This is a genomic window from Amycolatopsis sp. NPDC021455 (genome assembly GCF_040640995.1).
GTDB lineage: Bacteria > Actinomycetota > Actinomycetes > Mycobacteriales > Pseudonocardiaceae > Amycolatopsis.
In genome coordinates this window covers 117,727-139,034 of record NZ_JBFACT010000015.1, presented here as the reverse complement: position 1 = coordinate 139,034, position 21,308 = coordinate 117,727, and the positions used below count along the sequence as shown (strand labels likewise).

The 21,308-nt window shown below is 71.4% G+C and carries 25 protein-coding genes; 16 read left to right on the top strand and 9 right to left on the bottom strand.

What is annotated here, in order from left to right:
• Positions 1-45 precede the first annotated feature (45 nt).
• The 3 genes from AB0G28_RS20180 to AB0G28_RS20170 all read left to right on the top strand — a co-directional run bounded on the left by AB0G28_RS20180 (position 46) and on the right by AB0G28_RS20170 (position 4,438).
• A complete protein-coding gene (locus tag AB0G28_RS20180) occupies positions 46-2,520 on the top strand; it encodes a DEAD/DEAH box helicase (RefSeq protein ID WP_361090673.1) in 2,475 nt (824 codons plus the stop codon).
• Complete coding sequence (locus AB0G28_RS20175; RefSeq protein ID WP_361090670.1) at positions 2,517-3,614, top strand: SWIM zinc finger family protein; 1,098 nt, start codon at positions 2,517-2,519, stop codon at positions 3,612-3,614. Before AB0G28_RS20180 ends, AB0G28_RS20175 begins: the two co-directional genes overlap by 4 nt.
• Positions 3,615-3,850: 236 nt before the next feature.
• Positions 3,851-4,438 (top strand): DinB family protein, encoded by a 588-nt coding sequence (locus tag AB0G28_RS20170; protein WP_361090668.1) that lies wholly within the window; start codon positions 3,851-3,853, stop codon positions 4,436-4,438.
• Here AB0G28_RS20170 and AB0G28_RS20165 read toward each other — a convergent pair.
• A complete protein-coding gene (locus AB0G28_RS20165) occupies positions 4,422-5,633 on the bottom strand; it encodes an FAD-dependent monooxygenase (RefSeq protein ID WP_361090665.1) in 1,212 nt (403 codons plus the stop codon). The genes AB0G28_RS20170 and AB0G28_RS20165 overlap by 17 nt on opposite strands.
• A gap of 77 nt (positions 5,634-5,710) precedes the next feature.
• Here AB0G28_RS20165 and AB0G28_RS20160 point away from each other — a divergent pair, with 77 nt between their 5' ends.
• Positions 5,711-6,244 carry a helix-turn-helix domain-containing protein gene (locus AB0G28_RS20160; protein ID WP_361090662.1) on the top strand — a complete coding sequence of 178 codons (534 nt, stop codon included), beginning with the start codon at positions 5,711-5,713 and terminating at the stop codon, positions 6,242-6,244.
• Between the two features lie 83 nt (positions 6,245-6,327).
• The gene (locus AB0G28_RS20155) at positions 6,328-6,819 is read left to right on the top strand and encodes a pyridoxamine 5'-phosphate oxidase family protein (protein ID WP_361090660.1); all 492 of its coding nucleotides are present in this window, start codon (positions 6,328-6,330) and stop codon (positions 6,817-6,819) included.
• On the opposite strand, the gene AB0G28_RS20150 is transcribed toward AB0G28_RS20155, so the two are convergent.
• From AB0G28_RS20150 to AB0G28_RS20140, 3 genes are read right to left on the bottom strand one after another with little or no spacing between them, the layout of a single operon-like run.
• Positions 6,816-8,438, bottom strand: coding sequence for an acyl-CoA dehydrogenase family protein (locus tag AB0G28_RS20150; RefSeq protein ID WP_361090658.1), 1,623 nt, complete (start codon positions 8,436-8,438; stop codon positions 6,816-6,818). The two genes, AB0G28_RS20155 and AB0G28_RS20150, sit on opposite strands and share 4 nt — an antisense overlap.
• The gene (locus AB0G28_RS20145; protein WP_361090655.1) at positions 8,422-9,027 is read right to left on the bottom strand and encodes a TetR/AcrR family transcriptional regulator; all 606 of its coding nucleotides are present in this window, start codon (positions 9,025-9,027) and stop codon (positions 8,422-8,424) included. The genes AB0G28_RS20150 and AB0G28_RS20145 overlap by 17 nt, the downstream gene beginning before the upstream one ends.
• Positions 9,028-9,060: 33 nt before the next feature.
• Entirely contained in the window at positions 9,061-9,516 is a 456-nt protein-coding gene (locus AB0G28_RS20140; protein WP_361090652.1) for an SRPBCC family protein, read from the bottom strand.
• Between the two features lie 22 nt (positions 9,517-9,538).
• On the opposite strand from AB0G28_RS20140, the gene AB0G28_RS20135 reads away from it, so the two are divergent.
• Positions 9,539-10,165 (top strand): TetR/AcrR family transcriptional regulator, encoded by a 627-nt coding sequence (locus AB0G28_RS20135; protein WP_361090649.1) that lies wholly within the window; start codon positions 9,539-9,541, stop codon positions 10,163-10,165.
• Here AB0G28_RS20135 and AB0G28_RS20130 read toward each other — a convergent pair.
• Positions 10,158-10,721, bottom strand: coding sequence for a helix-turn-helix domain-containing protein (locus AB0G28_RS20130; protein ID WP_361090646.1), 564 nt, complete (start codon positions 10,719-10,721; stop codon positions 10,158-10,160). The two genes, AB0G28_RS20135 and AB0G28_RS20130, sit on opposite strands and share 8 nt — an antisense overlap.
• A gap of 42 nt (positions 10,722-10,763) precedes the next feature.
• Between AB0G28_RS20130 and AB0G28_RS20125 the strand changes: the two genes are divergently transcribed.
• The 5 genes from AB0G28_RS20125 to AB0G28_RS20105 all read left to right on the top strand — a co-directional run bounded on the left by AB0G28_RS20125 (position 10,764) and on the right by AB0G28_RS20105 (position 14,056).
• Positions 10,764-11,279, top strand: a complete 516-nt coding sequence (locus AB0G28_RS20125; RefSeq protein ID WP_361090644.1) for an N-acetyltransferase family protein — start codon at positions 10,764-10,766, stop codon at positions 11,277-11,279.
• Positions 11,280-11,311: 32 nt separating this feature from the next.
• Positions 11,312-11,761, top strand: a complete 450-nt coding sequence (locus AB0G28_RS20120; RefSeq protein WP_361090641.1) for an SRPBCC domain-containing protein — start codon at positions 11,312-11,314, stop codon at positions 11,759-11,761.
• On the top strand, positions 11,758-12,090 hold the full coding sequence (locus tag AB0G28_RS20115) for a metalloregulator ArsR/SmtB family transcription factor (protein ID WP_361090638.1): 333 nt from the start codon (positions 11,758-11,760) through the stop codon (positions 12,088-12,090). The genes AB0G28_RS20120 and AB0G28_RS20115 overlap by 4 nt, the downstream gene beginning before the upstream one ends.
• Positions 12,091-12,092: 2 nt before the next feature.
• A complete protein-coding gene (locus AB0G28_RS20110) occupies positions 12,093-12,533 on the top strand; it encodes an SRPBCC domain-containing protein (protein ID WP_361090635.1) in 441 nt (146 codons plus the stop codon).
• 542 nt (positions 12,534-13,075) lie between these two features.
• Entirely contained in the window at positions 13,076-14,056 is a 981-nt protein-coding gene (locus AB0G28_RS20105; protein ID WP_361090632.1) for a tyrosine-type recombinase/integrase, read from the top strand.
• Between the two features lie 15 nt (positions 14,057-14,071).
• Here AB0G28_RS20105 and AB0G28_RS20100 read toward each other — a convergent pair whose 3' ends face one another.
• The gene (locus AB0G28_RS20100) at positions 14,072-14,452 is read right to left on the bottom strand and encodes a hypothetical protein (RefSeq protein ID WP_361090629.1); all 381 of its coding nucleotides are present in this window, start codon (positions 14,450-14,452) and stop codon (positions 14,072-14,074) included.
• A gap of 66 nt (positions 14,453-14,518) precedes the next feature.
• On the opposite strand from AB0G28_RS20100, the gene AB0G28_RS20095 reads away from it, so the two are divergent.
• On the top strand, positions 14,519-15,310 hold the full coding sequence (locus tag AB0G28_RS20095) for a glycerophosphodiester phosphodiesterase (RefSeq protein ID WP_361090626.1): 792 nt from the start codon (positions 14,519-14,521) through the stop codon (positions 15,308-15,310).
• A gap of 6 nt (positions 15,311-15,316) precedes the next feature.
• On the opposite strand, the gene AB0G28_RS20090 is transcribed toward AB0G28_RS20095, so the two are convergent.
• Positions 15,317-15,985: a transglycosylase family protein gene (locus tag AB0G28_RS20090; RefSeq protein WP_361090623.1), complete on the bottom strand. Its 669-nt coding sequence runs from the start codon at positions 15,983-15,985 to the stop codon at positions 15,317-15,319.
• A 233-nt stretch (positions 15,986-16,218) separates the two neighbouring features.
• Here AB0G28_RS20090 and AB0G28_RS20085 point away from each other — a divergent pair, with 233 nt between their 5' ends.
• From AB0G28_RS20085 to AB0G28_RS20075, 3 genes are all read left to right on the top strand, one after another.
• Complete coding sequence (locus tag AB0G28_RS20085) at positions 16,219-17,619, top strand: MFS transporter (protein WP_361090620.1); 1,401 nt, start codon at positions 16,219-16,221, stop codon at positions 17,617-17,619.
• Between the two features lie 22 nt (positions 17,620-17,641).
• Complete coding sequence (locus AB0G28_RS20080) at positions 17,642-18,406, top strand: thymidine kinase (protein WP_361090617.1); 765 nt, start codon at positions 17,642-17,644, stop codon at positions 18,404-18,406.
• Between the two features lie 226 nt (positions 18,407-18,632).
• On the top strand, positions 18,633-18,980 hold the full coding sequence (locus AB0G28_RS20075) for an RNA polymerase-binding protein RbpA (RefSeq protein ID WP_003081521.1): 348 nt from the start codon (positions 18,633-18,635) through the stop codon (positions 18,978-18,980).
• Positions 18,981-19,126: 146 nt separating this feature from the next.
• Here AB0G28_RS20075 and AB0G28_RS20070 read toward each other — a convergent pair whose 3' ends face one another.
• Positions 19,127-19,753 (bottom strand): NUDIX domain-containing protein, encoded by a 627-nt coding sequence (locus AB0G28_RS20070; RefSeq protein WP_361090614.1) that lies wholly within the window; start codon positions 19,751-19,753, stop codon positions 19,127-19,129.
• 48 nt (positions 19,754-19,801) lie between these two features.
• Here AB0G28_RS20070 and AB0G28_RS20065 point away from each other — a divergent pair, with 48 nt between their 5' ends.
• Positions 19,802-20,557: a DeoR/GlpR family DNA-binding transcription regulator gene (locus AB0G28_RS20065; RefSeq protein ID WP_361090611.1), complete on the top strand. Its 756-nt coding sequence runs from the start codon at positions 19,802-19,804 to the stop codon at positions 20,555-20,557.
• Here AB0G28_RS20065 and AB0G28_RS20060 read toward each other — a convergent pair.
• Positions 20,544-21,284, bottom strand: coding sequence for a PIG-L family deacetylase (locus tag AB0G28_RS20060; protein WP_361090608.1), 741 nt, complete (start codon positions 21,282-21,284; stop codon positions 20,544-20,546). The two genes, AB0G28_RS20065 and AB0G28_RS20060, sit on opposite strands and share 14 nt — an antisense overlap.
• Positions 21,285-21,308 lie beyond the last annotated feature (24 nt).

Here is a 21,308-nt window from a genome sequence, read left to right as displayed (position 1 = left end):
CCGCGGGCGGGACGGCTGGTCGTCGACGGCCGTGATCTCTCCCTTGTGGACGGTCTGCCGGAGCTGCTGAGCGGCGCCGACGCGTTCTGGGCGACCGCCGCGAAGGCCGCGTTGCGGCTGGGGGCGGCGGGACGGCTGCTGCCGGGGGTCACCGAGGCCGGGCACGACGCCTGGCGCGTCGGTCCGCTCGAACCGGCGGAGGCCGCGTGGCTGCGGGACCTCGCCGCGGCGATGCCCCCGGGCGACCGCGCGCCGGGGCCGCTGCTGCGGGCGTTCCTCGACGCCGTCGCCGACACGCTGCCGCGCACGCCCGCCGCGGCGAGGGCGGCCGGGACGCGGTTGTTCGCCGCGGTGGCGCCGCAGCGTGCGGATTCGCTGCGTGACTGGGCGGACGAGCTGGCCGCCGGCCTGGATTCGGGCATCCGGGTGTCGCTGCGGGTGGAGGCGCCGGACGGGTTCGACACCGGGCGCTTCCACGCCGTGGTGCAGGTGCACAGCCTCGCCGGCCCCGGGCAGGTCGCCGACGCCGCCGAGCTGTGGGAGACCGGGCGGTTCGGGCCGCGCGCCCGCATCGACGTCGTGCTGGCCTTGCGCCGGGCCGCGCAGGTGTGGCCGGCGCTGGGCCCGCTGCTGACTTCGGCGGTCCCGCACGAACTGGCACTCGGTGAGGACGACGTGACCGAGCTGCTCGCGTCAGCGGCGCCGCGGCTGGCGGCGGCCGGGATCGACGTGCACTGGCCGGCCGAGCTGGCCGGGTCGCTGTCCGCCCGTGCGGTCGTCCGCGCCGGCGACACCCCGGGTGACCTGCCGTCGTTCTTCGGCGGCGGGCGGGCCCTGGCGTTCGACTGGCAGCTCGCCCTGGGTGGTGAGGTGCTGACCGAGGCGGAGCTGGACGCCCTCGCCGAGGCCCGCCGTCCGGTCGTGCGGCTGCGGGAGAAGTGGGTGCTGGTCGATCCGGCGCTGGCGGCGAAGGCGCGGGAGCGGACGCTGAAGCCGCTGAACCCGGTCGACGCGCTCGGCGCGGTGCTGTCCGGCACGGCCGAGGTCGACGGCGAGGTCGTCGAGGTCGTGACCGACGGCTGGCTGGCGCGGCTGCGGGAACGGCTGTCCGAGCCACCGCAACCCCAAGCCCCGCCGGCCGGGCTGGCCGCGACGTTGCGGGACTACCAGCTGCGCGGGCTGCAGTGGCTGGCCACGGTCACCGGGCTCGGGCTCGGCGGCTGCCTGGCCGACGACATGGGCCTGGGCAAGACGGTCACGCTGATCGCACTGCACCTGCACCGGGCTTCGGGGGCGACCCTGGTGGTGTGCCCGGCGTCGTTGCTGGGCAACTGGGAACGCGAGATCCGCCGGTTCGCTCCCGGCGTGCCGGTGCGGCGCTTCCACGGCAGCGCGCGTTCGCTCGACGATCTCGACGGGTTCGTCCTCACCACCTACGGCACCCTGCGCACCGATCCCGCGCCGCTGGCCGGGGTCCGCTGGGATTTGGTGGTCGCCGACGAGGCCCAGCACGTCAAGAACCACCGTTCGGGCACGGCGAAGGCGCTGCGGCTGGTGCCGGCGGCCGCGCGGGTGGCGCTGACCGGCACGCCGGTGGAGAACACGCTGTCCGAGCTGTGGGCGATTCTTGACTGGACCGCGCCCGGGCTGCTCGGGTCGCTGAGCGAGTTCCGGACGCGCTGGGCGAAACCGATCGAGGCCGGGGACGCGGGCGCGGCCGAGCGCTTGAGCCGGTTGCTGCGGCCGTTCCTGCTGCGGCGCCGCAAGTCCGATCCCGGGATCGCGCCGGAGCTGCCGGCGAAGACCGAGACCGACCGGCCGGTGGCGCTCAGCTCCGACCAGGTGGCGCTGTACGAGGCGGTCGTGCGGGAGATGATGGCCGAGATCGCCGCCAGTGACGGCATGGCCCGCCGCGGCCGGATCGTCAAGCTGCTCACCGCGCTCAAGCAGATCTGCAACCACCCGGCCCAGTACCTCAAAGAGCCCGGCGGCCGTTCGGGCAAGCTCGAGCTGCTCGACGAACTGCTGGACACGATCCTCGCCGAGGGCGGCGCGGTGCTGGTGTTCACCCAGTACGTCGCCATGGCGCGGCTGCTGGAGAAGCACCTGGCCGCGCGCGGGATTCCCACGCAGCTGCTGCACGGCGGCACGCCGGTGGCCCGCCGGGAAGACCTCGTGGCGCGGTTCCAGGCCGGTGCGGTCCCGGTGTTCCTGCTGTCGCTGAAAGCGGCGGGCACCGGGCTGAACCTGACCCGCGCCGACCACGTCGTGCACTTCGACCGCTGGTGGAACCCGGCGGTGGAGGACCAGGCGACCGACCGGGCGTACCGGATCGGGCAGACCCGGCCGGTGCAGGTGCACCGGCTCGTCGCCGAAGGCACGGTCGAGGACCGGATCGCGACGATGCTGCGGGAGAAACGGGCGCTGGCCGACGCCGTCCTGGCCGGCGGCGAAGCGGCCCTGACGGAACTGTCCGACACGGAGCTGGCGGAGCTCGTGGAACTGAGGAGCCGCGGATGAGTGACGACCGGGTACGCGGCTTCCCGGCGTTCGGCGCGGCCGGGCGGCTCGCCCGCTCGTGGTGGGGCCGGGCGTGGGTGCGCGCGATGGAGGACACCGCGCTGGACCTGCGGCAGCTCAAGGCCGGCCGCAAGTACGCCGCGGCCGGGCTGGTCGGGCCGATCACGGTCAGCCCGGGCCGGATCGCGGCGGTGGTCGACGACGTCGACGGCGGCCCGTACCGGACCGAGCTGCGGCTGGCGGAGCTGTCCGACGCGGATTGGACGCGGTTCCTGGACCGGGTCGCCTCGCGGGCCGGGCACCTGGCGGCGCTGCTGGACCGGGACATGCCGCACGACCTGGTCGAGGCGGCCGACGACGCCGGCGTCCACCTGCTGCCCGGCATCGGCGACCTCGATCCCGAGTGCGACTGCCCGGGCTGGGAGCTGCCGTGCCGGCACGCGGCCGCGTTGTCGTTCCAGGCGTCGTGGCTGCTGGACGTCGACCCGTTCGTGCTGCTGCTGATGCGGGGCAAGGGCGAGCGCGAGATCCGCGAGGCCCTGGAAACCCGCACCGCACCGCGGGCGGACCCCCTCGACGTGGACCGGACGCCGGGAGAGCTGCCGGATCTCGCGGAGTTCCGGCCCGCGGGCGCGCCGTCGATCCCCGCCGCGCCCGGGGTGCCCGCCGAGACCTTCGCGCTGCTGGCCGCCAACGCCGCGGGGCGGGCGAAGGCGTTGCTGGCGGGGGAGCCGTGGCCGGGACGGCGGCCCGACACGGTCCGCCTGGCCGCGGAGTTCCCGGCGGCGGCCGGCCGGCTCGGTTCAGGCGCGGACTTCGCGCGGGCGGTCGTGGCCTGGACCCACGGCGGCCGTGCCGGCCTGGACGTCCTCGACACGCCGTGGACACCGCCGAAAGCGGCACTGGCGGCCGCGCGGGCGGCGCTCGCCGACGTCACGGACGCCGAACCGGTCTTCGACCGCAACCACTGCACGGTCGGCGAGGTACAGCTGCGGCTGGACCGCGCGGGCCGCTGGCACCCGTACCGGTTCGACGGCGGCTCGTGGTGGCCGTCGGGCGCGCCGGAGAGCGATCCGGGCCTGCTGCTGGGCTGAATCCGCCGGAGATCCCGGTATCCCGTGCGCTCCTCGTTGTCTCCTGTTCCCCGACGGCGGGTTCCGTCGGGCCACTGGGGGTGCGGGCGCGCGGGGGTTCCTCCGCGCGCCCGCCCGGTTTCCGCCGGTGACCGGATTTCCGCGGACCTCCGCTGTCGGGCTGGAGGGGCTCCCGCGCGGCGGTCCCCTCCAGCTTCGGACGCGGTTTTGTCGGTGCCCGCCGCTAGCGTGCGCCCATGGACACCCTTGCCACCGACCTGCGCCGGTACCTCCAGGAGTCGCGCGAGACCCTGGTGAACAGCCTCTCCGGGCTGAGCGAATACGACATCCGGCGCCCGATGACCCCGACCGGGACGAACCTGCTGGGCCTGATCAAGCACGTCGCCGGGGGCGAGTTCGGCTACCTCGGCGACTGCGTGGGCCGCCCGGCTCCGGTGAAGCTGCCGTGGTTCGAGGACGGTTCGGTCTGGGACAGCGCGGACATGTGGGCCACGGCGGAGCAGACCCGCGAAGAGCTGATCGAGCTGTACCGGACGGCGTGGAAGCACTCGGACGAGTCGATCGAGCAGCTGCCGCTGGACGCGCCGGCGTCGGTGGCGTGGTGGCCGGCGCAGCGGCGGACCACCACGTTCGGCTCGCTGCTGGTACGGGTGACCACCGAGACGGCACACCACGCCGGCCACGCCGACATCGTCCGAGAGCTGATCGACGGCCGCGCGGGCGCCGACCACGACGACATCGGCGACGCCGCGTGGTGGGAGGCGTACGTGGAGCGCATCCGGGGAGCCGCCGAGCAGCATCGCCGAGTCAGCCCACGGGCGTGACCGCGTAGTCCTTGACCCGCATGGAGTCGTGCATCCGGACGCCGCCGGTGTTCAGCTTCGCGAGCGCCCGGCTCACCCCCGCCGGTAGCGCGGTGACGAGCTGGCCGCCGCGGGCCAGTGCCCACACCCCCATCCGGGAGGCGGGGATCAGGCTCCGGGCCGCGCCGGCGGCGAAGGCGCGGCTCTGCCGCACCAGCTCGCCCATTTCCCGTTCGTAGGCGGCGAAGGCGCGCTCGTGATCCCCGCCCGCCGCGGCCAGCTCGCCGGCCAGGACGTACGCGCCGAGCACGGCGAGGCTCGTGCTCCCGCCGACCGCCGGGCCGGGGCAGTAGCCCGCGTCGCCGACGAGCGTGACGCGGCCGCGTGACCAGGTGTCGAGCCGCAGCTGGGTGATCGAGTCGAAGTAGAACGGGCCCGGCCCGTCCAGCTCGGCCAGCCAGCCGTCGACCTGCGGGTGCAGGCCGGCAAAAGCTGCCCGGAGCAGCTGCTTCTGCCGCGGGACGTCCCGGTGGTGGTAGTCGAGCTCCTGGTCGCGGCGGAACAGGAACACCGCCCGGGCCTCGTCCAGGTGCCGGGCGCTGTAGATGCCCGTGGTGCGCCCGGGCCCGAGGTGCATGACGGTCTCGCCGTCGAGGCCGAGGGGGTCGGGCAGGGACAGCACGGCCAGGTACGCGCCGATGAACTTCGTCAGCCCCGCCTCTTCCCCGAACACCAGCCGCCGCACGTTCGAGTGCAGCCCGTCGGCGCCGACGACGACGTCGAACCGGCGTGGCGGCGCGTGTTCGAAGGTGACCTCGCCGTCGGGGGAGATGGCGGTGACGGAGTCGCCGAAGAGGTACTCGACGTCGTCGCGGCCGGCGTCGTAGTAGATCTCGCTGAGGTCGTCGCGCATGACCTCGACGTGCCGGTCGGAGGTGGCCTGGAAGATCTTCGCCAGGTCCACCCGCACGGGACGGCGGGCACCCTCCCGGTACAGCGTCATCCGGGTCGTGCCGGTGGCGAGGGCTTCGACGCGCGGCAGCACGCCCATCCGCTCGGTGATCTCCATGGCCGGCCGGAACAGGTCGACGGCGTGCCCGCCGGTCTTGCGCAGCGCCGGGGCGCGCTCGACGACGGTGACGTCGAAGCCGTACCGGGTGAGCCAGTACGCCAGCACCGGACCCGCGATGCTGGCGCCGGAGACGAGAATCCGCATGAGTACCTCCCTGACTTAACGGTAGGTAAGTTGTACCACAACTCCTTACCTATCGTTAAGTCAGTTATGCTGGGGCCGTGCCGAAACCCTCCGACACCAAGCAGCGCATCCTCGACGTCGCCCGCGAGCTGTTCACGACGCAGGGAGTGCAGCGCACCAGCCTCCAGGACATCGCCGACCGGCTGGGCATCACCAAACCCGCGCTCTACTACCACTTCCCGTCGCGGGAGGAGCTGGTGCGCAGCATCCTCCAGCCGCTGCTCGACGACGGCGAAGAGTTCCTCCTCGCCCAGGAGGCCCGCGGTGACGCTTCGGCGCGGGAGCTGATCGAGGGCTTCTTCGACTTCAACCACCGCCACCGCGCGCCGGTCATCATGCTGCTGGCCGAGATGCCGACGCTGGCCGACCTCGGGCTCATCGACCGGGTCCTGGGCTGGCGCGCCCGGCTGACCGAGCTGATCTGCGGCCCGGAGCCGACGCTGGAGCAGTCCGCCCGCGCGGTCCTCGCCCTGGGCGGTCTGCAGGACGTCTGCATGCAGTTCCCCGACGCCCCGGTCGAGGAGCTCAGGGCCGCCGCGGTAGCCGCGGCCCTCGACGCGCTCGGCCGCTGAAACTTTTCGGCGGCGCGTGTCGAGAACGCGTCACCGGCTCCGTCCCCGGGACAGCAAGACCACTTCCGGTGAAGGAGACGACCGTGCAGCAGAACGAGATCACCGAGGTGCTCGCCAAGCCGCTCAGCCAGGAGCTGCTGGGCCGGGACATCGCCCGGCTCGCCTACGTCGCCAAGGACGGCACCCCGCGCGGCATCCCGATCGCGTTCACCTGGAACGGCACGGAGATCGTCCTGTGCACGACGAAGAACTCCCCGAAGCTGCCGTCCCTGCGCGCCAACCCGGCGGTCGCCCTGACCATCGACACCGAGGTGCACCCGCCCAAGATCCTGCTCATCCGCGGCCGCGCCGAGCTCGACGTCGTCGACGGCATCCCCGAGGAGTACCTGCGGATGAACGGCTCCTACGAGATGACCGCCGAACAGCGGGTCGAGTGGGAACGCGAAGTGCGCTCGCTCTACGACGGCATGGTCCGGATCGTCGTCACCCCGACCTGGGCGAAGCTCATCGACTTCGAAACGACCCTGCCCAGTGCCGTCGAAGAGCTGGCCAAGCAGCGGGCCGCACGCGGCTAGCGGACCGTGGCACGCTCGATGATCGCTCCCGTGTCGACCCCGGCCGGGAGCGTGCCGAACGCGATGCCCCAGTCGCCGCCGAAGCGGGACGCGCAGAAGGCGTCGGCGACCGCCGGATGGCCGTGGCGCACCAGCAGCGATCCCTGCAGCACCAGCGCCATCGCCTCGACCAGCCGCCGCGCCCGGTACTCGATCCCGCCGAGGTCGGTCAGCTCCTTGCGGACGCGGTCGACGGCGTCGTCCAGCCGGGCGTCGCCGCCGGTCGCCTGCTCGACCTCGGCGAAGAACGCCGCCACCGACTCCGGCTGCCGGCCCATCGCGCGCAACGCGTCCAGCGCGGCCACGTTGCCCGAGCCTTCCCAGATCGACGACAGCGGCGCCTCGCGGTAGAGCCGCGGCATGCCCGACTCCTCGACGTACCCGTTGCCGCCGAAGCACTCCAGCGCCTCCGCCGCGTGCGCCGGCGCCCGCTTGCACACCCAGTACTTCGTCACCGCCAGCCCCAGCCGCCGGAACGCCTGCTCCTGCGCGTCGTCCCGCCGGTCGCCCGCCGCGGCCAGCCGCATCGCCACCGTCGTCGCCGCTTCGGACTCGATCACCAGGTCGGCCAGGACGTTGGCCATCAGCGGCTGGTCCACCAGCGCCTTGCCGAACGCGTGCCGGTGGGTCGCGTGGTGCACCGCCCGCACCGCGCCCAGCCGCATCCCGGACGCACTGCCCAGCGCGCAGTCCAGGCGGGTGTTGTTGACCATCTCGATGATCGTGCGGACCCCGCGGCCCTCCTCGCCGACCAGCCAGCCCACCGCGTTGTCGTACTCGATCTCCGACGACGCGTTCGAGCAGTTGCCCAGCTTGTCCTTCAGCCGCTGCAGCCGGATCGGGTTGCGCGAGCCGTCCGGCAGGACGCGGGGGAGCAGGAAGCACGACAAGCCGCCTGGCGCCTGGGCCAGCGTCAGGAACATGTCCGACATCGGCGCCGAGGTGAACCACTTGTGCCCGACGAGGGTGTAGCTGCCATCGGAGGACGGCGTCGCCGTGGTCGTGTTCGTGCGGACGTCGGAGCCGCCCTGCTTCTCGGTCATCGACATGCCCGCGATCAGGCCGCGCTTGCCGCCCGGCTCGCGCAGGCCGAAGTCGTACTCGGTCGCCGCCAGCAACGGCTCGTACCGCGCCGCCAGCTCCGGGTTCGCCCGCAACGCCGGAATCGCCGCGTACGTCATCGAAATCGGGCAGCTGTGCCCGGCTTCGGCCTGGCTCCACACGTAGAACTTCGCCGCCCGCGCCGCGTGCGCGCCGTCGCGCGAATCCCGCCACGGTGTGCCGTGCATCCCGTGCGACACCGCGACCGTCATCAGCTCGTGCCAGTACGGGTGGAACTCGACCTCGTCGATCCGGTGCCCGTACCGGTCGTGCGTGCGCAGCACCGGCTCGTTCTCGTTGACCAGCCGCGCCCACTCCTGCACCTGCTCGCTCCCGGCCAGCCGGCCCAGCTCGTGCAGTTCGCCGGTGGCCCAGCCGGCGCCCGCCCGCTCCAGCCCGGCCAGCAACGCCGGGTCGTCCGCGACGTCGTGGCCCGCCAGCGGCGGGACCTGGTTGGTGACCTCATGCGTAGCGGGCATCGGAACCTCCCAAAGCGCGGATGACGAACGTGCGAAGCTCGGCGACGTCGGTGGCGTTGCCGCTGGTCAACGGGCCGATCAGCACCTCGGCGGCGGCCCCGACCAGCGCCGCGGCGGTGAGCCGGCCGTCCTGCGCCGGCAGCGTGCCCTGCTGCACACCCGTGACGACGTGCTCGGCGATGACCTCGGTGAACGCCCGGCGGAACTTCAGCCGCTCGGCGTCGATCAGCGCGTCGACCGGCTCGGCGAGCAGCGCATAGGCCTGCTTCGGAGCCTTCAACGCGCGCTGGGCGAACGTCTCGAACACGGCCAGCACGCGCTCGGCGGGGTCACCCGGCGCCGCGGAGGCCGCCCGGACCGCCTCGACCTCCCGCGTCACGACCTGCCGGAACACGTGCACCACCAGGTCGGCCTTGGTGGGGAAGTGGCGGTAGACGCTGCCCACGGCCACGCCGGCGCGTTCGGCGACCGCGGCGACGGAACACCCGCCGTAGCCGTGCTCGGCCAGCTGCCGCGTCGCGGCGGCGACGATCGTGTCGCGCTGGGCGTCCAGGCGTTCCTGCACCTTCGGGGTACGGCGGTAGGGCACGTCAAGAAGTGAAGCACCGATTCATTGCTTCAGTCAACGCTCCAGCAGCCGCTTCGCGCCCCGCACCTCCCGCTCGACGTCAGCCCGCAGCTTCCGCCGCAGGACCGGCTCGACGAGCCAGCGCAGGGGAGCGGCGAACCCGAACACGATCCGCCGCCGCACCCGGATCCCGCCGTCCACCGGCACACACTCGAAGTGCGCTTCGAACGTCGAAAACCGGCGGGCCAGGCGATTCTCCGGCCGCTCGGGGAGCCGAACGTCGACCCGCTCACCCGGCGTCAGCGTCATCCGCGACACCACCTTCGGCCCCGGCCCCAGCCCGGGCAGCGCCGAGCGGAACCGAAACTCCGTGACATCGCCGTCCCGGCGCACCCAGTCGATGCGGCCCAGCTTGCGATCGATCTCCGCGTACCGCCGGGGATCCATGACCAGGCCCAGAAAGGCCTCCGGTGAGCACGACACGGTCTCTTCCACGGTCACTTCCACCATAGAAAGAGAGTAGTTTCTCACTATGGCTAGAACCACCCCCGGCGTCACCCGCCGCCGCATCCTCGACGAAGCCGTCCACCTCTTCGCCACCCGCGGCTACGACGCCACCTCCGTCGCCGACATCCAGGCCGCCTGCGGCCTCAACCCCGGCAGCGGCGCGCTCTACAAGCACTTCCCGTCCAAAGCCGCCCTCCTCGAAGCGGCCGTGCACGACAACCTCACGCGCCTGACCACCCACACAGCCGAAACCGCCGACCCCCACCTCCCGGACGACCCCCGCGAAGCCCTGCGCGTCCTCGCCGACGTCGTCTGGACCTTCATGGCCGCCGACCGCGACCTCATCCGCCTGATGATCCGCGAATTCACCGGCTTCCCCGAACTCTTCGAGCGGATGTGGCAAGGCGTCGTCGCCACCGTCTACCGCCGCGGGACCGAATGGATCACCACGCTGCGGGACCAGGGGAGAACCCCGGTGACCGACCCGGAAGCCACCGCCGCGGTGCTCGTCGCGTCACTGACCTACTACCCGATCCTCGACGTCCTCATCGGACACACCCCCGGCGACCTCGCCCCGGACCGCTTCCTCGCCGCCTGGCTCGACTCCTCCGTGGCGGCCCTGGACCTGCGTGACCGAGGACCGATCAGGTAGCCCGCTTCACCAGCGCCACCAGGTACCGGCACGGCTCCGACCCCGGGTTCGCGAACACGCAGTCCGCCGCCGGTCCCAGCTGCAGGCAGTCCCCGTCGTCCAGCTCGTGCACCTGCGCCCCTTCGTGGAACCGCAGCCGCCCCGCCAGCACCCAGATCTGCTGGTGCAGGAACGCATACGTCCCCGACGCCAGCGCCACCTCCGCCCCGGCCGGCAACTCGACCTCCACCAGCTCCAGCGGATGACCGGCCGCGGGGGAGACCGACCGCCGCCGGTACCCCGTCTCCGGATCCACCCACACCGGCTGCTCCGCCGCACGCACCAGCCGCCGCTCGTCACCCTCCGCGCGCGCGATCAGCTCCGACAGCGTCATGCCCAGCGCGGCCGACAGCTTCGCCAGCAACGCCGCCGTCGGCTGCACGTCACCCCGCTCGATCTTGCCGATCATCGCCCGCGAAACCCCCGACCGCTCCGCGAGCAGAGCCACCGAAAGACCTTGCGACGTCCGCGCCGCATGCACGGTGACGGCCAAGCGAGCACTCAAAGGGTCGGTCATAACCTGGATACTATCTGACTCAATCTGGCTACCATATGAGCCATGATCCGAGAAGCCACCCCGAACGACGCCGACGCCTGCCTCGCCGTCTACGCGCCCTACGTCACCGACACCGTCATCTCCTTCGAAGCCGAACCACCCGGCGCCACCGAAATGGCCCGCCGCATCGCCGACGCCCACACCTGGCTCGTCCTCGAAGACCAAGGGCGCATCGCCGGCTTCGCCTACGCCCACCGCTTCGCCGAACGCGCCGCCTACCGGTGGTCCTGCGAAACGACCATCTACCTCGAACAAGGCCGCCGCCGCACCGGCGCGGGACGCACGCTGTACGAAACGTTGCTGGAAGACGTGCGCCAACGCGGCTACCACCGCGCCTTCGCCGGCGTGACACTGCCGAACGACGCCAGCACCGGGCTGCACCACGCACTCGGCTTCGAACCGGCAGGGGTGTACCGCCGCGTCGGCTGGAAGCACGGCGCCTGGCGCGACGTCGCCTGGTTCCAGAAGGACCTATGCGCAACTGAAGGTTGCACATGTCCGCCGGGCGAGCTAACGTAATACGCAACCAAACGTTGCACGAAGGAGCCGGCATGGACCACGGAACACTCGACCGCGAAATCCACATCGACGCCGCACCCGAAGTCGTCTTCGACGTCGTGAGCAACCCCGAACACGTCCGCGAATGGTGGCCCGACGAAGCGCAGTACCCGGCAGAACCCGGGGGAGCGGGACGCATCCGCTTCGGCAGCAGCTGGGTCCAGTTCACCGTCGTCGACGCCGTCCCCCCGAAACGCTTCTCCTTCCGCTGGGCCCACGCCGAGGGGGAGACCGCCGCACGCGGCAACTCGTTCCTCGTCGTCTTCGAACTCGAACCCGCCGGCACCGGAACCCGCCTGCGGATGACCGAAACCGGCTTCCGCGAACGCGGCTGGGAAGAAGCCAAGCTCATCGCCGAGTACGACGACCACGCCAGCGGCTGGGACCACTTCCTGTCCAGGCTGCCCGCCTACGCCGCCAAGGTCGCCGGAGCCACCCCGTGAGCACCGCCGTCGACGACGACCTCTGGTCGGCCATCGGCGACCCGACCCGCCGCCGCATGCTCGACCTGCTCCTGAACGAGGGGAGCGGAACCGCGACCAGCCTCAGCGACCACCTCCCCGTCACCAGGCAGGCCGTCGCCAAACACCTCGCCGTCCTCGACCGCGCCGGCCTCGTCCACGCGCGCAGCGCCGGACGCGAAAAGCACTACCGCGTCGACGAAGCCCAGCTCGCCCGCGCCGTCGCCCAGCTCACCGACGTCGGCAACGCCTGGGACGCCCGGCTCCGCCGCATCAAGCAGATCGCCGAAACCATCGAAAGGAACCGTTAGCCATGGACATCCTGCACCGCATCGGCATCCGGAACACCACGCCGGAGAAGGTCTACGACGCGATCACCACCATCGACGGCCTGGCCGGCTGGTGGACCGAGAAGACCGAAGGGGAGACCGGCCTCGGCGGCGTCATCGCGTTCCGCTTCATCCCGGGCGGCTTCGACATGAAGGTGCTCGAACTCGACCCCGGCAAGCTCGTGCGCTGGGAAGTCGTCGACGGACCGCCGGAGTGGATCGGCACGACGATCCGGTGGGACCTCGAGCAGCGCGAGGACTACACGATCGTCCTGTTCAAGCACGAAGACTGGCGCGAGGCGGGTGAGTTCATGCACCACTGCAGCACGAAGTGGGCGATCTACCTGATGAGCCTCAAGCAGCTCGTCGAGACCGGGGAAGGTGCCCCGAGCCCACGGGACGTGCAGATCAGCGACTGGCACTGACGTTACTTGACATAATGTACATTATCGGCACTTGCCGACATGCTGCCCGGAAGGCCGGGAGGGGCGGAAGAGCCTGATCCGGACCGCCTGGTTTGCGAGCGGGCTCAGTTCGCCAGGGCGGATCCTCTGAGGGTTTGACGGGAGCCCAACCAGGACTACTGGCCACGCGAAGGCCTGTAGAGGCTCGAGAGCATCCCCTGGGAGCCGCGGACTCGAGGTCCGGTCACCCGACCTCAAAACGTCACGGTGACGAAATGATTGAGTGTTTCGGGTCGGCCAAGACGGCTGCGTGGCGCGGTTGACGACACTCGATCAGCTTCGCCGGACCACCAGAGGCCGCCGCGCGCACGCGAGTCGGCGTCGAACATGTGTGCGCATGCCCCGCAGTGGGACGCAAGGCGTGCCGGAAGGCCTGAGAACGATCTTCGGGGAGATCCGTGTCCCCCGGAGGGAAGATCCTCGGTGAACCCGGCATTTCATGCATAATTGCCATTATGCATGAAATGCCGGGTTCGGGGCCGGTCGCGGAAACTGTCGGTGGTGTGCGGTACAAGATCCACATGAAGGTTTCCGAGGCGCAGCAAGCCTTCTTCGCCGCCCGCCGCCCCCGCAAGGACTCCCCGCACACCACCGACGCCTACCGCCGGGACCTGGCCGGGATCACCACTCTCCTGGTTTCGGAACTCGGCCGCCCGGCCGAGGACCTCGAGGTCGCCGACCTCACCGGGCCCGCGCTGCGGTCGGCGTTCGGGGCGTTCGCGGACGGCCACGCGAAGAGCTCGGTGCTGCGGGCGTGGTCGACGTGGAACCAGTTCCTCACGTTCTGCGTGGCCGACGGGCTGCTGGCGGGCAACCCGATGGGTGCCGTGGCGCGGCCGCGGACGCCGGCGTTGACGCCGAAACCGTTGCGGGGTGAGGAAACCCCGGAGCAGCTGCTGTCGGCGGCGGCCGCGGGTTCGCGGCGCGCGCGGGACCCGTGGCCGGAGCGGGACGTGCTGGTGATCGCGCTGGGGCTGGTGGCGGGGTTGCGGGCGGCGGAGATGCGGGCGCTGACGTCGCGGTCGCTGGTGGGGCGCGCCGGTGAGCTGCGGTTGCACGTGAAGGGGAAGGGCAGCCGGGACCGGTCGATCCCGGTGCAGCCGGTGCTGGCGGAGCTGATCGAGCGGTACCGGGAGTCGTGCCGGGTGCGGTTCCCGAACGTGCGCTTCTCCCCTGGTTCGCCGTTGTTGCTGGATCGGGTGGGTGAGCCGATCGGGCGGGGTGCGCTGGAGTACCTGGTGAAGTCGTGTTACCGGGGTGCGGGGTTGCACGACCGGGTGCCGGCGGGGGCGAATCTGCACGCGTTGCGGCACACGTTCGCGACGCGGCTGGCGGAGGACGGGGCGACGGCGTCGGAGATCATGGCGTTGCTGGGACACGCGAGCTTGGCGACGAGCCAGAACTACATCGAGGCGACGGGCCGGGAGCAGCGAGCGGCGGCGGCGAGCAACCGGACGTACCGGGCCCTGGAGGGTTTGGGGTGAGGCTCTCCCCCGGGTTCAGCGGAGTTGTTCGAGGTCTTTGGCGGCTCGGGCGACTTCGAGGGCGAGGGCGTGCAGTTCGCGGGCGTCGGCGCCGTCTTCGGCGGCGGTGACGATGTCTTCGGCGGCGCAGCGGAGCTGGAAGAGGCGGTCCTGGAGGGCGGCGACTTCGGTGTCGGAGAGCACGACGGCGTCTTCGGGGAGTCCGCTGCGCTGGAGGGCGGTGCGGCGTTCGTAGGCGCGCTGGCGGCAGGACTGGCCGCAGTAGCGGCGGCGGCGGCCGACGTTGCCGCCTTCGGGGAGGCGCCGTCCGCACCAGCCGCAGTGCCGGGGCGCGCCGCGGCGGCCCGGGACGAGTTCGGCGGGGGCGGGCTGGGGCAGTTCGGCGGTTTCCCTCACCCGGGAGACCCTAGCTGGCCATGGTTTGCTCATGCCGGGGTCATGGCGGAAGTGCACACTTGAGGGATGCGACCGTTGTTTCCGTATCTTGCCGATCCGGTTCCCCGCGCGTTCGCGCACCGGGGCTGGCACCTCGACGAACTGGACGGTTTGGAGAATTCGCTGCCGGCGTTCAAGCGGGCGTGTGCCGAGGGGTACCGGTACCTGGAGACGGATGTGCACGCGACGGCGGACGGTGTGGTGGTGGTGCATCACGACGCGAACCTCGACCGGACGACGGACGGGTCGGGGCCGATCGCGACGCAGACGTGGGCGCAGCTGAAGAAGGTCAAGATCGGGGGGAAGGCTCCGCTGTCTCGGCTTGAGGACGTGCTGGAGGAGCTGCCGGACGCGCGGTTCAACGTCGATGTGAAGGCCGATCAGGCGGTCGAGCCGTTCGTCGAGGTCCTGGAGCGGGCGAAGGCTCACGACCGGGTGGCGGCGGCCGCGTTCTCCGACGCACGGCTGGTGCGGTTGCGGAGGCTGGCGGGGCCGAAGCTGGCGACGGCGATGGGGCCGCGGTCGGCGTTCGTGTTGTGGAGCTGCGGCCGGTTTCCGTTGCTGCCGTTGCGGCGGCTGGTGCCGGGCGCGATGGCGCAGGTGCCGGTGCGGCAGGGGGCGCTGCGGGTGGTGGACAAGGCGTTCCTGAAGATGGCGGGCCGCTGCGGGATCGAGGTGCACACGTGGACGATCGACGATCCGGCGGAGATGCGGATGCTGCTGGACCTGGGGGTGCACGGGATCGTGACGGACCGGCCGGACCTCCTGCGTGAGGTGCTGATCGAGCGGGGTGCGTGGCGGCAGTCGCAGGAGTCGTGAGCATCGTCAGCGGGGTGGTTTGCCGGTCCAGGCGGCTTCCCAGGTTTTGGGGCCGAGGAGGCCGCTGTCCTTGATGCCGTTGGCGCGTTGGAGGTCGAGGACGGCGGTGCGGGTCTTTTCGAGGTAGCAGCCGGTGCCGGTGAAGCCGTAGCCGAAGGCGTTCATGCGGAGCTGGAACGTCTTGAGCGGGGCGGCGCAGTCGCCGTAAGAGTAGACGACGCCGGGCCAGGCGGGTTTGGGGCCGCCGGGGCTCGGGGGCGGGGTGGGCAGGCCTTCGCCGCCGATGTAGGCGGCTTCGGCGTAGGTGGGGACGCGTTTGCTGCGGGCGTCGGCGTCGCCGGCGAGTTTGAGCATGCCGGCGCACTGCCAGGGTTGCCAGCCGCGCATGCGGTAGAGGTAGAGGGCGCGGTAGTCCTGTTCGGCGGGGGCGGCCTGGTCGGGGCGGCCTTGGCCGCCGACGCTGCGCCAGGTGGTGAGGTCGAACTGGTAGGCGCCGTAGTAGCCGTTGCCGGTGTTGGTGGCGTAGCGGCCGCTCGATTCGCACATGCGGAGCTTGGCCCAGGCCGTCGCCGCGGGGTCGGCGGAGGCGACGGCGGGGAGGGTGAGCGGCAGACCCGTGGCGGCGATGGCGAGGAGCAGGAGTCTCGCCACGGTGCGTCGGCGGTTCTGGATCATGGGAGCACAGTAAGAGCGTGTCCCGGTGACCACAACAGACACACTGTGCTCTCCAGTCTCACATGGAACAGGGTTCACGTTTGTCAGCGACACGCGGGCACGGTCTCGCGCGGGGGTGCGGATGATCACCAAGCGACAAACCGGACACGGTTTCGGCGGTGTGGTCACCGGGCGCGCCGTGTGCCCGTAGTCTCCGCGCTGACCTGGAAGTTCCCGAGGTGAAGGAGCCGTGGATGACGCTGGCCGGGACGCGCTCGACCAAGCGCGAGCGCTGGGGCTGGTACTTCTACGACTGGGCGAATTCGCCGTTCTATTCGTCGACGACGACGGTGTTCGGCGCGCTGTCGATGAGCTCGATCGCGGCTGAGGACGCGAAGCGGAACTTCACCCTCAACGGTGACCGTCCGTGTGTCGATGCGGCCGGTCACGCGGACACGTTGCAGCACTGCGACGTGACGTTGTTCGGGCTGCACTTCCCCGCCGGCTCGGTGTGGGGCTACCTGCTGTCGGTGGCGACGGTGGTGCAGGTGCTGGTGCTGCCGATCGCCGGCGCGGTGGCCGACCGCAGCCACAACAAGCGGCGGATCCTGGGCGGGTTCGCGTTCCTGGGGGCGGCGGCCGCGGCGGCGATGTTCTTCCTGGCGGGTTCGGACTGGCAGCTGGGTGCGGCGCTGTTCATCGTGGCCAACATCGGCTACGGCGGTTCGCTGGTCGTGTACTACTCGTTCCTGGTCGACATCGGCGGGCCGGACGAGCGGGACGGCATCTCGGCGAAGGGCTGGGCGTTCGGGTACCTGGGCGGCGGGCTGGCGCTGGCGTTGCAGCTGGGCTTCTTCCTCGGGCGTGACGCGTTCGGGGTGAGCGAGGGCCTGGCCGTGCAGATCTGCTTCCTGACCTCGGGGCTGTGGTGGGCGGCGTTCACCTTCCCGGCGGTGCGGGCGCTCCCCCGCCGCCATGTGCCGGTCGACGTCGCGCCCGGGCGTTCGGTGCTGCGGGCGGGGTTCACGGAGCTGCGGCAGACGCTCGTGGCGGCGAAGGCGTTCCCGCTGACGCTGGCGTTCCTGGGCAGCTACCTGGTCTTCACCGACGGCATCAACACGGTGGTGACGGTGTCGGCGCAGTACGGCAAGGACGAGCTGGGGTTCGGCAACAACGTGCTGATCATGACGATCCTGGTGATCCAGTTCGTGGCGTACCTGGGTGGCACGCTGCACGGGCTGGTGGCGCGGCGGATCGGGGCGAAGCGGACGATCCTGGGCAGCCTGGTGGTGTGGATCGTCGTGCTGGGCGGGGCGTACTTCGTGCAGCCGAAGCAGCTGGTGCAGTTCCTGGCGGTGGCGGTCGGGATCGGGCTGGTGCTGGGCGGGACGAACGCGTTGTCGCGGTCGCTGTTCAGCCAGATGATCCCGGCGGGCAAGGACGCCCAGTACTACTCGCTCTACGTCGTGGGCGAGCGCGGGACGTCGTGGCTGGGGCCGCTGGTGTTCGCCGGTGTCGGGCAGGCGACGGGCTCGTTCCGGCTGGCCATCGTGGCGCTGGTGGTCTTCTTCGCGGCGGGGCTGGTGCTGGTCTGGCTGGTGCCGGTGCGGCGCGCGATCGTGGCGGCGGGCAACACCCCGCCGAGCGTGCTGTGAGCACCCGATAGGGTCGCGCGTCGTGACCTTGCTCAACGACCAAGCCGACGGCCTCGATCCCACGGACGCCCTGTCGTCGGTCCCCGCGGCCGGTTCCCGCCGCGGGACGCCGCCGGTGGGCAGGCTGAAGTTCTGCTACGGGCCGATGGACTGCGGGAAGTCGACCCTGGCGTTGCAGATCGACCACAACCACGCGCGGCAGGGCCGCCGGGGCCTGGTGCTGGTGCGTCACGACCGCTCGGGCGCGCCGCAGATCTCCAGCCGGATCGGGCTGACCCGGCAGGCGGTGGAGGTCGGTGAGGACACCGACGTGCGGGAGCTGGTGCGGCAGGAGTGGGCGCGCGGGCAGCACGTGGACTACATCGTGGTGGACGAGGCGCAGTTCCTCTCCCCCGCGCAGGTCGATCAGCTGGCGGAGCTGGCCGACGAGGTCGAGATCGACGTCTACTGCTTCGGGATCGCGACGGACTTCCGGAGCATGCTCTTCCCGGGGGCCGCTCGTCTGTTCGAGCTGGCGGACGAGCTGCAGCCGGTTCAGGTGGAGGTGCTGTGCTGGTGCGGGCTGCCCGGGCGGTTCAACGCGCGGGTGGTCGACGGCGAGGTGGTGCGCGAGGGCGACACCGTCGTGGTGGCAGATACCGAACAATCCGTAGTTGAAACTTCAGCTTCAGCACGTTTTGAGGCCGATTTCGCTACGGTGCGTTATCAGGTATTGTGCCGTCGCCACTTTCGATCGGGTGACTTGGGGCCGGTTACCGCTCATCACGGTCAGTTACGGTTGACCTGAGCGAGACGCGAGTAGCCCATCCGGGGGATATCCGCACTAAGAAGGCCGTATTGACGTCACGCCGGAGCGCGAAATGCCTCCTACTAGTGGAAGCTGATGCCGGCGGGTGACACAGCTCATCGTGAGCAACGACATGGCATCCCGGGAATCCTCGGGGCCGCCGAGTCGTTGCATAGGGTGAGCACCACCCTGGCTCCACCCCGGAGCTGACTGAAAGGACCCCATCATGGCCGACCGTGTTCTTCGTGGAAGCCGGCTGGGAGCGGTCAGCTACGAGACCGACCGCAACCACGACCTCGCCCCACGCCGCACCGTGCGCTACGCCTGCCCGAAGAACCACGAGTTCGAGGTGCCGTTCTCCGACGACGCCGAGATCCCGACGGTCTGGGAGTGCCGCCTGCACGGGAGCGAATCGGAGATCGTCGATGGCGGGCAGCCCGAGCAGAAGAAGGTCAAGCCGCCGCGCACGCACTGGGACATGCTGCTCGAACGGCGCACCATCCCCGAGCTCGAGGACCTGCTCAACGAACGTCTCGCCGAGCTGAAGGGCCGCCGGACCTCCCGGTCCGCGTGACCCCGCGAGCCTCGGCCTTGTAGCCCGAGCTCCCTCCACAACGGAAAGGCCCCCGCGACCTCCCCCCGCGGGGGCCTTTCGCGTACCTGGAGGGTCGGCCAGCGAACCGACCCTCCAGGTACGCGAGCCGACCGTCCAGGTACGTGCTAGGCGTCTGGTGCGGTGCGGAACGGGCCCCGAAGTGCGGCCCACTGGAGCAGCATGATCGTCTTGGCGTCCGCGATCTCGCCCGTTTCGATCATCTTCAGCGCCGCCGGGAACGGGAGCTCGACCACCTCGATGTCCTCGCCTTCCTCGGCGAGGCCGCCGCCCTCGCCGCGGTCGGCCGGGTCGTAGGGTGCCGCGTAGCAGTGCACGCGCTCGGTCACCGAGCCCGGGCTCGTGAAGGCGTCGAACACGTGCTGCAGCTCGCCGATGCGGACGCCGGCTTCCTCCTCGGCTTCACGGCGGATCGCCGTCTCCGCGTCGTCTTCGTCCAGCTGGCCGGCCGCCGTCTCCAGCAGCATGCCGTCCGGGTGGCCGTTGACGTAGACCGGGTAGCGGAACTGGCGGGTCAGCAGCACCGTGCCGCCCACGGGGTCGTAGAGCAGCACGGTGGCCCCGTTGCCGCGGTCGTAGGTCTCGCGCTGCTCGGTCGTCCAGTGACCGTCGCCGTGCCGGTAGTCGAACGTCGTGCGGCGCAGGACGTGCCAGGCCGACGCCAGCAGCTCGACGTTCGTGATCCGGACACGCGGGTTGCGGTCCAGACCGGGGACGCTTGTCGAAGAGGTCATGCCCCGACCATAATGTGCATGACTCGGAAGAAACAAGGAGGACCGTGCATGCTGGTCGGGGAACGCCGCGAACTCCTGCTCGCCCGGCTCGCGGCCGACGGCAAGGTGCTGGCGAAGGACGTCGCAGCCGAGTTGGGGGTCTCCGAGGACAGCATCCGCCGGGACCTGCGCGACCTGGCGGCGGCCGGGCTCTGCCAGCGCGTCTACGGCGGGGCGCTGCCCGCCTCCCCCGCCGTCGCCGACTACGCCCGCCGCGGGTCCATCGCCGTCGACGGCAAGGACCGGGTCGCCGCGGCCGCCGCCGGCCTGGTCCGGCCCGGCTCCACGGTCATCCTCGACGGCGGCACCACCACGCTGGCCGTCACCCGGGCCCTGCCCCGTGACCTGGCGGCGACCGTCGTGACCCACAGCCCGACCGTGGCCGCCGCGCTGCTGGACCACCACGGCATCGAGGTCTTCCTGCTCGGCGGCCGGCTGTTCCGGCACTCCGCGGTCACCTGCGGCGCGGCCGCCGCCGAAGCCGCTCAGGCGATCAGCGCCGACGTCTTCCTGCTCGGTGTCACCGGAGTCCACCCCGAAGCCGGGCTGACCACCGGCGACGCCGACGAAGCCGCGATGAAACGGACCCTGGCCCGCCGCGCGGCGGACACCTACGTCCTGGCGAGCGCCGAGAAGCTCGGCGCGGCGTCACGGTTCACCGTCCTGCCCTTCGCCGACATCGCGGGCGTCATCACCGACGCCGGCGAGGACGACCAGAACGTGCAGAAACTTGCAGCGATGGGTGTCGCGGTTACTGCCGCGTGACGTCGACGTACCACTCGCGGCCGGCCACCAGCGCGAACACCGGCGCCGGCAGCCACACCAGCACCCGCAGGACGGGCGCCAGCCGTCCGGTGCCGCGCACGTCCGACACGTGCGCGGCGAGCGCCGCCTGCTTGCGCGCGGCGAAGCGCCGGACGTCGAAGCGGTGGGTGATGGCCGAGGCCGGGCTGTAGCCGCGGCCCAGGGCGTCGGTGTCGTACCGGAACGGGATCCGCAACGCCCGGACGATCCGGGTGAGCCGCACGACGACGTCGCGGGGCATCGTGGCCTCCAGCAGCCGCGTCCCGGTCAGCCGCGCCGCCCGGCGGGCCACCTCGTGCACCTTCACGTGGTCGGGATGGCCGTAGCCGCCGTTGGAGTCGTAACCGAGCAGCAGGTCGGCGCGTTCCTCGTGCAGCACGGCCGCCAGCCGGTGCGCGGCCTCCTCGGTGTCCGCCCGGACGAACCGCTGCCGCCCCGGCGGGTCGGCGTAGAGCACGGGCCCGTGCCCGCTCTCGGCGTACCCCAGGTGCACGACGCGGTGCACCCCGAGGATGGCGGCCGCGGCGCGCAGCTCGGCCCACCGCGGTGTCGGGCACTCGGCGTCCATGCCGTCGGTGGCCACGACGACCACCACCCGGTGCCCGTCGGCCGTGGCGCGCGCCAGGGTGCCGCCGCTGAGCAGCACGGGGTCGTCAGCGTGGGCGTGGAAGGCGACGATGGTGCTCATCGGCCCCATGATGCCCGATCAGCA

Excerpts from the sequence above, each read along its gene's own strand:
- AB0G28_RS20175 (WP_361090670.1), top strand. The coding sequence starts at position 2,517 with ATGAGTGACGACCGGGTACGCGGCTTCCCGGCGTTCGGCGCGGCCGGG.
- AB0G28_RS20170 (WP_361090668.1), top strand. The coding sequence starts at position 3,851 with ATGGACACCCTTGCCACCGACCTGCGCCGGTACCTCCAGGAGTCGCGC.
- AB0G28_RS20165 (WP_361090665.1), bottom strand. The coding sequence starts at position 5,633 with ATGCGGATTCTCGTCTCCGGCGCCAGCATCGCGGGTCCGGTGCTGGCG.
- AB0G28_RS20150 (WP_361090658.1), bottom strand. The coding sequence starts at position 8,438 with ATGCCCGCTACGCATGAGGTCACCAACCAGGTCCCGCCGCTGGCGGGC.
- AB0G28_RS20140 (WP_361090652.1), bottom strand. The coding sequence starts at position 9,516 with ATGGTGGAAGTGACCGTGGAAGAGACCGTGTCGTGCTCACCGGAGGCC.
- AB0G28_RS20135 (WP_361090649.1), top strand. The coding sequence starts at position 9,539 with ATGGCTAGAACCACCCCCGGCGTCACCCGCCGCCGCATCCTCGACGAA.
- AB0G28_RS20130 (WP_361090646.1), bottom strand. The coding sequence starts at position 10,721 with ATGACCGACCCTTTGAGTGCTCGCTTGGCCGTCACCGTGCATGCGGCG.
- AB0G28_RS20125 (WP_361090644.1), top strand. The coding sequence starts at position 10,764 with ATGATCCGAGAAGCCACCCCGAACGACGCCGACGCCTGCCTCGCCGTC.
- AB0G28_RS20120 (WP_361090641.1), top strand. The coding sequence starts at position 11,312 with ATGGACCACGGAACACTCGACCGCGAAATCCACATCGACGCCGCACCC.
- AB0G28_RS20110 (WP_361090635.1), top strand. The coding sequence starts at position 12,093 with ATGGACATCCTGCACCGCATCGGCATCCGGAACACCACGCCGGAGAAG.
- AB0G28_RS20095 (WP_361090626.1), top strand. The coding sequence starts at position 14,519 with ATGCGACCGTTGTTTCCGTATCTTGCCGATCCGGTTCCCCGCGCGTTC.
- AB0G28_RS20090 (WP_361090623.1), bottom strand. The coding sequence starts at position 15,985 with ATGATCCAGAACCGCCGACGCACCGTGGCGAGACTCCTGCTCCTCGCC.
- AB0G28_RS20085 (WP_361090620.1), top strand. The coding sequence starts at position 16,219 with ATGACGCTGGCCGGGACGCGCTCGACCAAGCGCGAGCGCTGGGGCTGG.
- AB0G28_RS20075 (WP_003081521.1), top strand. The coding sequence starts at position 18,633 with ATGGCCGACCGTGTTCTTCGTGGAAGCCGGCTGGGAGCGGTCAGCTAC.
- AB0G28_RS20070 (WP_361090614.1), bottom strand. The coding sequence starts at position 19,753 with ATGACCTCTTCGACAAGCGTCCCCGGTCTGGACCGCAACCCGCGTGTC.
- AB0G28_RS20065 (WP_361090611.1), top strand. The coding sequence starts at position 19,802 with ATGCTGGTCGGGGAACGCCGCGAACTCCTGCTCGCCCGGCTCGCGGCC.
- AB0G28_RS20060 (WP_361090608.1), bottom strand. The coding sequence starts at position 21,284 with ATGAGCACCATCGTCGCCTTCCACGCCCACGCTGACGACCCCGTGCTG.